Source organism: Cutibacterium sp. 37298 (genome assembly GCF_023838685.1).
GTDB lineage: Bacteria > Actinomycetota > Actinomycetes > Propionibacteriales > Propionibacteriaceae > Cutibacterium > Cutibacterium acnes.
On sequence record NZ_JAJNRJ010000001.1, the window covers coordinates 398,026 to 410,830 of the forward strand.

Annotated in this window: 13 protein-coding genes and 2 pseudogenes; 6 read left to right on the forward strand and 9 right to left on the reverse strand. The window is 57.4% G+C overall.

Annotated features, from left to right (window positions below):
- Nucleotides 1-229: 229 nt before the first annotated feature.
- Nucleotides 230-670 (forward strand): annotated as a pseudogene (locus tag LRP59_RS01920) (hypothetical protein).
- Between the two features lie 237 nt (nucleotides 671-907).
- On the opposite strand, the gene LRP59_RS01925 reads toward LRP59_RS01920, so the two are convergent.
- Genes LRP59_RS01925 through rpmH form a run of 8 tightly spaced genes read right to left on the reverse strand, consistent with a single transcriptional unit; the run spans nucleotide 908 to nucleotide 6,078 of the window.
- A complete protein-coding gene (locus LRP59_RS01925) occupies nucleotides 908-1,936 on the reverse strand; it encodes an alanine racemase (RefSeq protein WP_002512698.1) in 1,029 nt (342 codons plus the stop codon).
- Between the two features lies 1 nt (nucleotide 1,937).
- Entirely contained in the window at nucleotides 1,938-3,065 is a 1,128-nt protein-coding gene (locus LRP59_RS01930) for a peptidoglycan bridge formation glycyltransferase FemA/FemB family protein (protein ID WP_312845839.1), read from the reverse strand.
- 8 nt (nucleotides 3,066-3,073) lie between these two features.
- A complete protein-coding gene (locus LRP59_RS01935) occupies nucleotides 3,074-3,271 on the reverse strand; it encodes a hypothetical protein (RefSeq protein ID WP_002512700.1) in 198 nt (65 codons plus the stop codon).
- Nucleotides 3,272-3,274: 3 nt separating this feature from the next.
- A complete protein-coding gene (locus LRP59_RS01940) occupies nucleotides 3,275-3,886 on the reverse strand; it encodes a R3H domain-containing nucleic acid-binding protein (RefSeq protein ID WP_002512701.1) in 612 nt (203 codons plus the stop codon).
- 52 nt (nucleotides 3,887-3,938) lie between these two features.
- Complete coding sequence (gene yidC / locus LRP59_RS01945; protein WP_002512702.1) at nucleotides 3,939-5,018, reverse strand: membrane protein insertase YidC; 1,080 nt, start codon at nucleotides 5,016-5,018, stop codon at nucleotides 3,939-3,941.
- Nucleotides 5,018-5,494: a membrane protein insertion efficiency factor YidD gene (yidD, locus tag LRP59_RS01950; protein ID WP_002520899.1), complete on the reverse strand. Its 477-nt coding sequence runs from the start codon at nucleotides 5,492-5,494 to the stop codon at nucleotides 5,018-5,020. The genes yidC and yidD overlap by 1 nt, the downstream gene beginning before the upstream one ends.
- Nucleotides 5,491-5,937: a ribonuclease P protein component gene (rnpA, locus tag LRP59_RS01955; protein WP_002512703.1), complete on the reverse strand. Its 447-nt coding sequence runs from the start codon at nucleotides 5,935-5,937 to the stop codon at nucleotides 5,491-5,493. Before rnpA ends, yidD begins: the two co-directional genes overlap by 4 nt.
- A 6-nt stretch (nucleotides 5,938-5,943) precedes the next feature.
- Entirely contained in the window at nucleotides 5,944-6,078 is a 135-nt protein-coding gene (rpmH, locus tag LRP59_RS01960) for a 50S ribosomal protein L34 (RefSeq protein ID WP_002512704.1), read from the reverse strand.
- 359 nt (nucleotides 6,079-6,437) lie between these two features.
- Here rpmH and dnaA point away from each other — a divergent pair, with 359 nt between their 5' ends.
- The 5 genes from dnaA to LRP59_RS01985 all read left to right on the forward strand — a co-directional run bounded on the left by dnaA (nucleotide 6,438) and on the right by LRP59_RS01985 (nucleotide 12,191).
- Complete coding sequence (dnaA, locus tag LRP59_RS01965; protein WP_002512705.1) at nucleotides 6,438-7,940, forward strand: chromosomal replication initiator protein DnaA; 1,503 nt, start codon at nucleotides 6,438-6,440, stop codon at nucleotides 7,938-7,940.
- Between the two features lie 472 nt (nucleotides 7,941-8,412).
- Nucleotides 8,413-9,573, forward strand: a complete 1,161-nt coding sequence (gene dnaN, locus LRP59_RS01970; protein ID WP_002512706.1) for a DNA polymerase III subunit beta — start codon at nucleotides 8,413-8,415, stop codon at nucleotides 9,571-9,573.
- 136 nt (nucleotides 9,574-9,709) lie between these two features.
- The gene (locus LRP59_RS01975) at nucleotides 9,710-10,363 is read left to right on the forward strand and encodes a DUF6226 family protein (protein WP_002512707.1); all 654 of its coding nucleotides are present in this window, start codon (nucleotides 9,710-9,712) and stop codon (nucleotides 10,361-10,363) included.
- 36 nt (nucleotides 10,364-10,399) lie between these two features.
- Nucleotides 10,400-11,605 carry a DNA replication/repair protein RecF gene (gene recF / locus LRP59_RS01980; RefSeq protein WP_002531562.1) on the forward strand — a complete coding sequence of 402 codons (1,206 nt, stop codon included), beginning with the start codon at nucleotides 10,400-10,402 and terminating at the stop codon, nucleotides 11,603-11,605.
- Nucleotides 11,598-12,191, forward strand: coding sequence for a DUF721 domain-containing protein (locus LRP59_RS01985; protein WP_002512709.1), 594 nt, complete (start codon nucleotides 11,598-11,600; stop codon nucleotides 12,189-12,191). The genes recF and LRP59_RS01985 overlap by 8 nt, the downstream gene beginning before the upstream one ends.
- A 63-nt stretch (nucleotides 12,192-12,254) precedes the next feature.
- Here the strand turns inward: LRP59_RS01985 and LRP59_RS01990 are convergent.
- A pseudogene (locus LRP59_RS01990) lies at nucleotides 12,255-12,482 on the reverse strand (ATP-binding protein); the annotation flags it as partial.
- Nucleotides 12,483-12,805: the final 323 nt, after the last annotated feature.

The window sequence follows — 12,805 nt, forward strand, 5'->3', positions numbered from 1 at the left end:
CACACAAAAGCACCCATACTCCACCCGATCCTCAGCCACGGCGCACTAGTTCACAGGATGACTACTCATGAGAAGCGTTCTTGGTAACCATGAGCTGTCCACCACCGGTCGCTGGAGTACTTTCACTGTGGCGGCTCAGTAGGGTCGATGGGTAAAGCTCGCGGAGGTTCAACGAGTTAGCTCACACGAATCAACGGGTCTAAGGGCAGTCTCCACATGGGATTTACTGATGATTCTCAACGGCACCGTCATGTCCCTTGACATCACACACGTCCCTTGACACCACAGGAATGTCCACAACAGCTCCCGCGCCACGAGCAATCATTATCACGTCGCCGTTATCACGTCCGATATCACGTCGCCGCGCTCATACAACGTACGAGCTCAACAATTTCAAACGTTAACAGTACTTGCGTACACACAGGATTTCGCCAACCCTACCCGCCTCCGCCAGCACAGAAATTCACAGCGACGGACATCCCTGGTCTACGAAACAGCCTCATTACCGACCCTTCGACACCATTTAGCCACATGCTTCAGGCCTGGTCAGACCGAACTCTCACATGACCCGGTCAGCCCCAACTTCACGTTCCACGTGAAACACATCTTCATCGATTTCTCGTTTTGTCGACATATATTCCAATATCTATATCCTACTGTTCAACCGTGACACAGCTCCGAAACCACACTTGCCCAACACCACATCTCATCCTCGAGGCAACTCACCCAACAGCGGGAGAGGGGACAAGCAAACATAGGGGTAGGAGACACACAGTCACAGGCTTGCACTCCCGCTCCCAGCCCTACTGACAGACAAACACAGGGATAAGACACACAATCACGGGGAAGAAACACATCGGGCCCTCGAAACCGTCACAAGGCCCGACAGCCACCTTATTTTTCGACTTCACACCAGCGAAATCTCGTCAAAGGTCGCCGTTGCCATGCGCACATTCACCGGCACTTCGTCGCCAACGTGAGTTGGTTCCCCAGGTCCGCCCACGAACACCAAAGACGAATGCATATGCGGTGGCTCAGCGAATACTGCCTTCTTCCCCGCGATAGTAAACGGGCTAATAACCCGTCCCACCATTTGCTGCAGGGCTTCGGCCCCAGGAATCAACCACTGGCGTAGGGACCGAGCTGAGATCGGTGCAGATAACGCGACCCCGTGCGCAGTTCCTCCAGACACCACAACGATGTATCCGTCCGTATGAGTCTTGACACGGTGATAACCCACTGGAGTCCGCTTCGGTAGCCAGCGGACGTCAAGGACAGTCCCTGTGACACGGTAAGCATTGGCATCACCCAACCACAGGCGAGTACCGACCCTCATCCGCACCGGGACATCCAGTTCTTTCGATAACGCGATGTAATCGTCACAACTGAGATGAGAAAACCAGATACCTCGTGAAGCCAACGGATGTTGCTTAACAATCCGAGCCATCTCACGGCCCTCGTCCAGAGATGCCCCCGACGGCAAGTGGATAGTCCAGCCTCTCAGGTCAAAACCGTCAAGATCTAAAGCCGCCACCTCGTCGGCCGGAACACCATGCCGATGCATCGACGTCTCGACTTCGACCAAAATCGACGCGCTCGGCGCGAGGTCACGCACCGCAGCGACGTCCTCACGCCGCGAAATCGTCGTAATGACCTTGGGATCATTCAACAGGCCGGTGGCTACTTCGTCGCCAGGGCGCCACGGATTAAGGACGATGACATCTTTGTCCCAGCCGTACTGACGGACCGACGCCACCTCTTGGGCTACCCCGACGGCAAGAATGTCGATTCCTAGTCGTTGGGACTCCTGAACCAGCAACTCATGCCCGAAGCCGTATCCGTTCCCCTTCGTAACTGGCACGATTCCGGGGCAGGACTTCGCAAAAGTCGTCAGATGGTTGCGCCACCGTTGAGCGTCGATAGTGAGTTTAAGCATGTCAGCGTCGTTTCATGTAGAGGTCAAAAGCCTTGTACAGGATCGGGTTGATGGGCTTATCCCACTCACCCGGGAAGGCCACTGCCTGGCCACCGCTACCAACCTTAAACTGGATGAGGCCAATCTCGGGGTCGTCAGCACCCACTCCGGCGACAATGCCACGCATGTCGTAAACTGCACATCCAGCCTCATTGGCGATGCGAATCATGGCCCACTGGATGGCGTTTGAGCCACGCACTTCCCGCTTGACCGTGGTCGATGCGCCATAGGAATACCAGGCGTGCTCACCGACGGTGACAAAGGTGGTTGCAGCAACAACGTCGCCCTCGTGTTCAGCGAGAAAGACCTTCATGCGGTCTTCTTCCTCAGCATTGAGGACATCCCACATATGCTCGAAATATTCCAGCGGGCGACCGGTAAATCCGTCACGCTCAGCAGTCTCCAAGTAGACCTTGTGAAAACGCGCCAGGTCGTCACGGATGCCAAGTTTCACTTCGACGCCAAATTTGGCAGCTTTTTTGATATTGCGTCGCCACAGCTGATTCATGCCCTTGAGGAGCTCATCCTCGGATTTCTGAGTGCCGTCTTCGTGGCGCAACGAAAGCTGAAAGTTGAACTGCGGCTGACCAGCAGCAAACCCTTGATCAGTTTCGTCAGTGATCCATCCGCCCTGCTTAAGCACCGATACGACGTGCTCTCCTTCGGGAGTTACGACGTCCGGCTCAACCTCGGTTAACGAGGTGATGTTGTCGTCAGCAATAGCGGTTTTGATGGTTTTGGTTCCCCATATACGGTGCACGACGGCCGGTCCGATACGCACCGCGAAAGCTTGACGCTTCTTGACGTGGGTCACCAGCGCGTCGAAGTGCTCGGCTATATCGTCGCGAGACCAGTCGAGAACCGGCCCCTCCGGCAGATAAGCCAAGTAACGGGGCAGTTTGGGAAGCTTTCGGTAGAGGATCAGTCCAACGCCAGTGAGCTCGTCACCGTCATAGAAACCTACTCGTTCACCTCGCCATTCTGACTTCACCCGTGCCCATGCGGGGGTCTGCAGGAAGGAGGCTGACCCTCGAGCCGCAATGAACTCAAGCATCGTGGAGACGGAAATAGAGTGAGCAGAAATCGGCACTCTTCAAACTATAACGCCGTGATTATCTCGTCTCCAACGAAAACCGTCTCACGTCTAGTGACGTTGTCAGCCCAACTTTGCCACTGCTCAACACACCTTACGGTCGCCATCCGTTGGGCATACGGACGGGGACAGCCCTCACCAGACGCGAAGAAGACTGGCACAAAGAGGAGGGCCCGGTTACTCACCGGGCCCTCCTCAATCACTCATCACTGCTCCTGAGTGATAACCACATGGCGCTTAGGCTCGACACCCTCAGATTCACTGACGAGCCCAGCTGCGGCGACCGCATCATGGACGATCTTGCGCTCGAAGGGATTCATCGGGGCAAGGTGAGCCGGTTCGCCGGTCTCTTTAACCGATTGAATCGCCTCGGTCGCCAAGACCACAAGATCCTTGCGACGTGACTCCCGATACCCGGCGATGTCAAGCATGAGGCGGGAACGGTGCCCGACCTCAGTCATAACGGCCAGCCGCGACAACTCTTGCAAAGCCTCCAGAACCTTGCCATCTTTGCCAACTAGGGTCTGCGAATCCGTGACGATGGAAACGTGGGCTCGGCCACTTTCCACATAGGTATCGATGTCGCCGTCTAGGTCTGCGATGTCGAGGAGTTCCTCAAGGTAATCGGCTGCGATGTCACCCTCCTCATCTAGAGGGTCGCCGGTCTCCTCGTCATCGTTCTCAGCTTCGTCGCCGTCATTGCCATCGGAATCTTCCGACTCAACGCCATCAGCCTCAATCTCCTCAGGATCGAGGTTACCGCAATCCTCGACTTGATCGACGTCGAGCTCCTCACTGCTCTCGCTGCTTTCGCTCATCTGTTACCTCTCAAAAGATCAACTCATGGTTCGGGACAGGCCCCAGGGGTTTTTACTTCTTACGTTGGGCTCGCGTCTGTTTAGCAGGCTGCTGGCGACGGACCACCTGACGACCACCACTGGCGTCCTTGCGGACCGTTTGACGGGTCACTCCTTGGCGGGCCACCATCGGCTTCTCACCATCTTCGATGGTGGCTACCGGGGTGGGGGCAACAACTTTGCGACGCCGCTTCTCGCGACGAGCACGCTCGATTTCGTCGGGATCCTTGCCTTTGGCGATCATGCGCTCGCGCCAATCGATGTAGGCCGGGGTATTTGGTGTCGGGTTGTTACGGATAAGGATTTCCTGCTGGCCTAGCGTCCATAGGTTCGAGGTACACCAGTAGAGCATGACGCCGATCGGGAAGCTCACACCACTGAACAGGTACATCAGTGGGAAGAGGTAGATCATCATCTTTTGCTGCTGGGCCATGGGGCCGGTTAGCGATTCCGGAGGCATGTTCTTCCGCATCAGCTGAAGCTGGGTGTAGAACAGCGTCGCGACCATGATGATGATGAGAACAAGAGCGACGACCTGGGTGCCACCGAATCCGTTGTTCATGGGGAGGAACCGACCAGCCAACTCAGCGCCAAAGAACTTGGCGTGTTGCAGGGATTCCATCAGGCCAGGGTTTTTAGCGAAGAAGTGACCTCGGGGGATACCACGGGAGGCGCCGTCCAGCACACGAAACAACGCTAGAAAGATTGGCATCTGCAACAACACAGGCAGACAGGACGCCGCCGGGTTGACCCCTTCCTCGCGGTAGAGGTTCATCATCTCCTGGCCGGCACGTTCCCGATCGTCGCCGTACTTTTCCTGGATGGCTTTCATCTTCGGCTGGATAAGCTGCATCGATCGCGCAGAGTTGATCTGCTTAACGAACAACGGCACCAGCAGCAAACGAATGAAAATCGTCAGACAGACGATGGCTAACGTCCACGAGATACCGGAGTCGCGGCCGAACAGCGGCGACCACAGGTAATGGAAAAGGACGAGCAGGCCGGACACTGCCCAGTACAACGGCACCATGATGGCGTGACCCATCGTGTGCAGGGCGCCGCCCAGGCTAAGTATGACCAGCGGGTTGAGCATCAATTCTCACCTCGGGTGTGGGAAGGGGTACCCGTGTGGGTACTCCCCGGATCGGTGTATCCGGGGATGGATTTTCGTAGGGCCGGTTCGTGATCCCAAGGATTATCGTCCGTCAGATCGTGAATCGGTTCATTCTTTGAGCGCGCAGTTTCCGGATGGAGTTCACGCCATTGCCTTGCCTCGGGGGTGCCCGGCACTGGGTCGTACCCACCGTGGGACCATGGATTACATCGCAGAATCCGCCAGATGATCATCGGCGTCGCGCGAAAGACCCCGTGCACCTGTAACGCCCGCAGACCGTACGTCGAACAACTGGGTTGGTACTTACAGACATCCCCGTAGAGCGGCGAGATGAGGGCTCGCCACCCTTTGACAAATCCAATAGCTAGCCAGGTAAGGGGACGAAAACGCCGCACCGTTGCCCATACGCCACCGTCGTCGTTCGGGTGCCGTGAGGGAATCGCCGCAGCCATCATCGCAGTTTCCGCAATGCCTGGTGCCATGCCCCGTCGAGATCCTTGGCAACCCGATCAGGTTGGGTCGCTGCAGCCGGTAGAGCTCGCACGACGACCACGGTGCCATCCTCGAGCTCATCCACGAGAGGACGGCAGAGGTGACGCAGTCGACGTTTGACTCGATTACGTGTCACGGCATTGCCCACGGCCTTGGACACGACAAAACCGACCCGCGGCGCAACGTCAAGGTCAGATCGGGAAGTCGTCGTTGACACTAATGGTTCACCAGAACCACAGTTACCCACAGGTGCTGTGGATAACTCGGTCTTATCAGCTGAGTCGAACCTGAATTGCGCGTGTCGTCCGGCATGAACGACAAGAGTAGGACGACCCGACCTGACGCCTCCGCGGACCGCGGCACAGTAGTCACCGGGACGGTGCATCCGCGACCGGGCAGGCAGCATAAGAACTCAGGCCGACAGGTTGACGCGACCCTTGCGGCGGCGAGCAGCGAGAATGCTGCGACCGGCGCGAGTGCTCATGCGGGAACGGAAGCCGTGGTTACGGGCACGACGACGATTGCTGGGCTGGAAAGTGCGCTTCACGGGGATGTTCTCCCTTGTGTCTTGGGGATCACCCGGGGGATCGACGCGAGCCGGTCCCTCCGGGGCGCCCGGATGGGCGCAGGGGAAGTGGACGCTGAAGACAGCGACTGAACAACTCTACGTTGTCGGAGTCGCTCTCGGCAAACTGATGACCCTGCGCCGCCAGACCATCAAATGACACCTATGAAACCACATTTATGTAGTCATTTGACCCGCTTGGCAAGCCACTCAAACCGGTTGCGGATGAGCCAAGGACTCACTAGCGTTCAGTGGAGTGGTACATCGTGGGTAGCTTGTCACACCGACTGTGGAAAACTGTGTGGACAACTCTCGACAACTTCTAGAGAACAGGTGGTGGAATGTCCGACACACCGTTCGGCGACGCCGACCACCCTCGTCCCGCGCCGATCCATCCGGATGCTGTATTGCCACCGCCGATGAGTTCACAGTCGGCTGATAATGACCCCACTGAGGCCCTCAATGAAGCTTGGGCCAACATCCTTACGAAGGTTTCGAAACCTAATCGCGCGTGGTTATCCAACACCACCCCGGTGACGATGCACTCTTCTACGGCGATGGTTGCCGTTCCCAACGAATTCGCCCGTGACCGTCTTGAGTCAAAGATGCGTTACGAACTAGAAGAACTCCTCTCTGACCATTTTCACAAAGCCATCCACCTAGCCATCACCATCGATCCCGATCTGGAATTGGCTCTTGGTGCTCCTGACCATGAGGACGAGGAAGAAGAGGTTCCACCTGCCCAGTTCGTCCCCAAGGTCACCGTCGGAGTCACTGAACCCTCCGCTCGGCCCACCACCACTATCGACGATGACGAAGGTAACCGACTCAACCCGAAGTACACCTTCGATTCCTTCGTCATCGGTGCATCTAATCGGTTTGCTCACGCTGCCGCAGTCGCGGTTGCCGAGGCCCCTGGAAAGTCGTACAACCCGCTGCTTATCTATGGCGGCTCTGGGCTAGGGAAAACCCACCTGCTGCATGCCATCGGGCGTTACGTCATGTCGTATTACGACAACGTCAAAGTGAAGTACGTCTCTACCGAGGAACTCACCAACGACTTCATCAACGCCATCGGCACCAACCGCACCACGGAGTTCCGTCGCTCTTACCGCGATGTTGACGTCCTGCTAGTTGACGACATCCAGTTTTTGCAGTCGAAGATCCAAACCCAGGAAGAGTTCTTTCACACCTTCAATACTCTTCACAACGCCCAGAAGCAGATCGTCATGACCTCTGACCGGCCGCCTAAGCTGTTGGAGGCCCTTGAGCCGCGTCTGCGCAGCCGGTTTGAATGGGGTCTGCTTACTGACATCCAACCACCAGATCTAGAGACTCGCATCGCCATCCTGCGGCGCAAAGTTGCGGCCGAGAAGATCACCGTCGAGCCGGACGTACTGGAGTTCATCGCTAGCCGTATCCAAACCAATATTCGTGAGCTCGAGGGAGCCCTCATCCGGGTGACGGCTTTTGCCAGCCTTAACCAGCAATCGGTGGATATCTCTCTGGCTGAAGTCGTCCTCAAGGACCTCATCCCGGAAGGTCGCGAGACCCCGGTGACACCAGAGCGCATTATCGCGGAGACCGCCGACTACTTCGACATCTCTGCGGACGATCTTTTAGGCACCTCCCGCGCTCAGACCCTTGTCACAGCCCGACAAATTGCGATGTACCTGTGCCGCGAGCTCACTGACCTCTCGTTGCCCAAGATCGGCGCCGAATTTAGCGGCAAGGACCACACCACCGTCATGCATGCTGACCGCAAGATTCGCGCCCTCATGGGGGAGCAGCGTCAGATCTTCAATCAGGTCTCTGAAATCACCAACCGCATCAAGCAGTACTGAGCTGAGCCACAGCCTACGGTGACAGCTGCACCTGTGTCGTTGAGCTAGGCACAAGCCCGCCCCGTAACACCTATTCCCACACCCATATATGGAAAACCAGTGGACAGCCAGGGGATAACGATGGGACAACTTCTTATATCCACAGCCACCCCACCGGCATGCACATCTGGTCCACGTCGTCGTCCACTGCCACAAAACGTTGTTGACAAGGGAGTTTGGCAATTATCCACAAGTTCCACAGGGGTTACGAGTATGAAGAAAAGACATACATCTCCATCTCTTACAAGTCTGTGGGTGTGGATTTGGGGACAAGGCCTCGCTGCCGCACACTGCTCTAACACGGGGAGAGGTATCCACTACCAAGAGAACTCTTGACGTCGACATCACCATGGGCGTGCCAACGGTCGGCAAGCATGGATATGATCGGCATGCAGGCACCATGGAGTGCGAGACGCCAAATCAAGGGGACGCAGTGGAAATCCGTCTGGAACGCGATGTCATGGCCGAAGCTGTTGCCTGGGCTGCTCGCAGTCTGCCGAACCGGCCGACAGTGCCGATTTTAGCTGGACTGCTCGTGCGAGCTGAGGGCGACTCGGTGGTGATGTCGGCCTCCGACAATGAGACCAGCGCACAAATTACCCTTTCCGCTCAAGTTGACGAGCCGGGAGAATCTCTTGTCTCTGGCAAGCTGCTTGCTGATATTGCTCGTAGCTTGCCTAACAAGCCGGTTCAGATCACGACGGACCCCGCCAAGATGGATCTGGTGTGCGGGTCTGCTCGCTTTACCCTTCAGGCCCTACCTGTTGATGAGTATCCTGATCTGCCGCACATGCCTGCAGCAACGGGCACTGTTGACGCTAGTGTTTTCTCCAGGGCTGTTGCTCAGGTCGTCGTGGCTGCTGGTCGTGATGAGCTATTGCCGGTCTTTACGGGTGTGCGCGTCGAAATCAACGGAGAGACCCTCTCGCTGCTGGCTACAGACCGTTACCGGATGGCTCTCAAGGAAATCACCTGGAATCCCAGCGCCACCGACGCTGAGGCTACTGCTTTGGTGCCGGCTAAGGTCATCAATGAAACCGCGCGCTCGATGACCTCTGGTGAGCATGTCACCATGAACCTTTCTTCGGGCGACAGTGGTGAAGGTCTTGTCGGTTTTGAAGGTGACGGGGCCAACGGTGTGCGTCGCATGACCACTCGCTTGCTTAGCGGGGAATTCCCTAAAGTGCGTCACCTCATGGACATCAAGGCCACTCGTTCGGTGCGGGCTCGTACCGATGAGCTCATCAACTCGGTGCGTCGCGTTTCCCTTGTTGCTGAGCGCAACACTCCGCTGCGGATGGTCATCAATGACGACTCGGTCGCCTTGTCGGCGGCCACGGGCGACCAGGCTCAAGCTTCTGAGGCCATTGAGGCTGTTGTTACAAACCACGTTGACGGGGAGCCCACTATTACCGCGGCAGGGTTCAACCCGCATTATTTGTCTGACGCCCTTGGTGCCCTGGATACCCCCTACGTCCACTTCTCTTTCACCGCTCCTGGCAAGCCTTGCCTGGTGACTGGTCTCAATGACTTCGACGGCAAGCCGGAGACGGATTATCGTCACGTCATCATGCTAATGAGATTGCCCTCCTGAGGTAGCTTCGCGTCACGAAGAGTCTTGCTCGACAGCCCCATAAAGCATACTTACATTGGGCTATAGCACTGCCCTTGGTAGGCAAGTGCCATGGGGTGCCAAATGGCTTTGCTAGGGGGATTGCCACACTGGTCCCATGACAACCATCGCTGACGTCAGGACTGGGGTTGACCGCGTCTTCGATGCCCTCGGTGCGCCTTCCTGGCCGAATCCTCACGCTGATCATTCCGTTGCTGCCGAGGAGGAGTACAGCAGGGTCACTGACCCTGAGAGGTACCGCGTTCTCATGCTGCGCTTGCAGGCGTGGCAGACGGTTCTTGCGAAACTGTGTGACGTTGACGTCGACACCATGGCTAAAGGTCGGGGCCGGTTGCAGCAGCGGTGGTCAAGCCCTCACAGCGACACGTTGCTTCTGTACGTGTCGGTGGTGTCTTTTGACCAGGTTCCTTTTGTCGGGCTGTCCGCCACCTCGGATGCCGATCCTTTCGACATCATCCCGGATTGCGCTTGTGATGCCTGCGACCATGGTTCGGAAGATCTTTTGCGGGTTCTTGACGCGGACTTGGCGGCCGTCGTTGACGGTAGCCTCGTCGTTGTCACTGGGCCGGTGGTCGATGGTGAGCCGACATTCCATCTCGTCGGTACCGGACAGGGCTGCGCGTCGACCTGGGGAGGGGATGAGGTTGGCCCATTAGCCGAGCCGGAAGCCGTTATTGACGCCATTCGCAGTGGGGATGATCCGTTGCTGCCACCTGGATGCACCGTCCTACATGGCAGACCGTGGCTGTGAACATGTCTGTCCGGTAACCTGGCTCGGACGGCCTGGATGTGGTCGGAGGGGGTCCGGATGTTCGTTGAGCGCCTCGAACTGGTTGATTTCCGTTCCTATGTCCGTGCCGATGTCCCCATGACTGCAGGGGCGACGACCTTCATTGGCTCTAATGGCCAGGGGAAGACGAACCTCGTTGAGGCGGTGGAATATCTTTCGACGTTGTCGTCGCACCGCGTCAGCAATGACACCCCGCTGGTGAGGCTGGGAGCCGACCAGGCGGTTGTACGAGGCCGGGTCCGTGCCGGGACCGACGACGCCCGCAGCTTGCTGCTGGAGGTCGAGATTAATGCGCGACGTGCCAATCGGGCGCGCATTAATCGAGCTCCGCTAACCCGTCCGCGGGACATTCTCGGGGTGTTGAGGACTGTGGTGTTTTCGCCTAATGACCTGGCAGTGGTGCGCGGTGATCCGTCAGATCGTCGAGCGTTCCTCGATGGCTTAGTGGTGACGCGGTGGCCCAGGATGGCCGCGGTGAAGTCTGATTATGAGCGGGTCCTCAAGCAGCGCAACGCCTTGCTCAAATCCCTGTCCGGGAAGGGGCGATCGGCGGGAGCTGAGATCGGTGCGACGATGGACATCTGGGACAACGAGCTGGCTACCATCGGTGCTGAACTACTTTCAGCTCGGCTCGATACTCTGTCGGCCATCATGCCGTTGATTTCGACCGCCTACCGCGAGATTGCCCCAGCGAACGACCTCACCACTGCGTCGTATAAGTCCACGATCGATCTTGAGGGCCTGTGGTCGCCTCAGCAAGAAAGGGAGAGCTCCACACCGATCGACCGCAAGGAGCTCGCAAACCGATTCCTGGACACTTTGGCAAAACGACGTGCTGACGAGCTCATCCGGGGCGTTACCCTCGTCGGCCCGCAACGTGACGACATCATCTTGCATATCGGAGAAATGCCGGCTAAAGGGTATGCCTCCCACGGCGAATCATGGTCGTTGGCTCTGGCTTTGAGATTGGGGTCTTTCCAGCTCCTGCGTGATGACGGTATTGAACCCGTTCTCGTGCTTGATGATGTTTTCGCTGAGCTTGACGCGACGCGTCGAGACCGACTGGCATCGTCGGTAGTGCAGGCTGATCAGGTGCTAGTGACGGCCGCGGTAGCCTCGGACGTTCCCGAGATTCTGCGCGGGGAGAGGTTCGACGTCGGGGGTGGTCAGGTGCTGGCCTATGAGGGGAATAACGATGACTGAAGGCCTTGACGAAGGTCCGACCGAGGAAGATCGTCGCCTGGCGGCTGATCATGATGACGAGGGTGTCGACGTTGCCCTGGCTATTGCTCGAGCCGCTCGTGGTGAACCGGCAGGAACCCCGCGTCGTGACGATGATGGCGAGGTTTTGCTGCCGCCACCTCGACGTTCCGCTGCGAGGAAACGCCGTCGTCGCCCCAGTACCCCATCATGGTCCGGTCCTAAGGCTGACGGTCGCGATCCGATGGCCCTTGGCGACGCTTTCACCCATCTAGTGCAATCTAAGGGATGGGGTCGTCAGGTCAATCTACATCTGGTGCTTTCGCGCTGGCCCGAACTGGTTGGTCCGACGAATGCGGAACATTCGCGCCCGGTTAAGTACCAGGGGACAGTGCTGACAGTTCGGACCGAGGCGACGGTGTGGGCGACGTCTTTGCGCACCATTGCGCCTCAGCTGGTGGCCGAGCTCAATCGTCGCCTGGGGGAGGGGACCGTTACCAAGGTCGTTATTGAGGGGCCAAGTGCTCCCAGTTGGAAGCATGGGCCTCGGTCGGTGCCGGGGAGAGGGCCGCGAGATACCTACGGGTGAGGTGGAAGTTCAGTCATTTTGACCGAGTTGTCAGGGTCAAAATGACTGGACTTCGTCCATGGTCTACTGCTTTTCCCAAAGTCTGTTGAAAACTCCATCATCGTTAACTAACTCTGCTAGTGGGCCACGTTCAGTAAGCTGTCCGGACTCCAAGACGATGATCTCGTCCGCTGTTGCCAACGTCTTCAACTTATGCGACACGATGATCAAAATGCTGTCTGACGCAACCTGTCGAATCGCCGCCATGGACCGCTCCTCAGAAATGCTGTCCATGGCGGACGTAGCCTTGTTACGGCCACAGATACCTCAGCGAGTAAGGCCAGATTAGGTGATAACTCGTGAGACCCAGGGGCTTTGTGGCGAATGGCTTTTAGCAGTGTACAGAGTGTCTCGATGGGGTGACGAGGATGCAGGACTCCGGTGGATGTGTCCTCTTGATTGAGGTGTGATCTACGTCGATCAAAAATTGGAGTTGTCATGAGGAAGACAGTGTTTTTCGTCGGTTCCTTGGTTACTGTGTCAGTCTTGTTGATCCCATTAAGTACTTCTCGTCGTCGTGGAAGTCGTGGTACTCATGATCGTCGGGACTGTCCTCACCCAGGTGACTCGAGCCC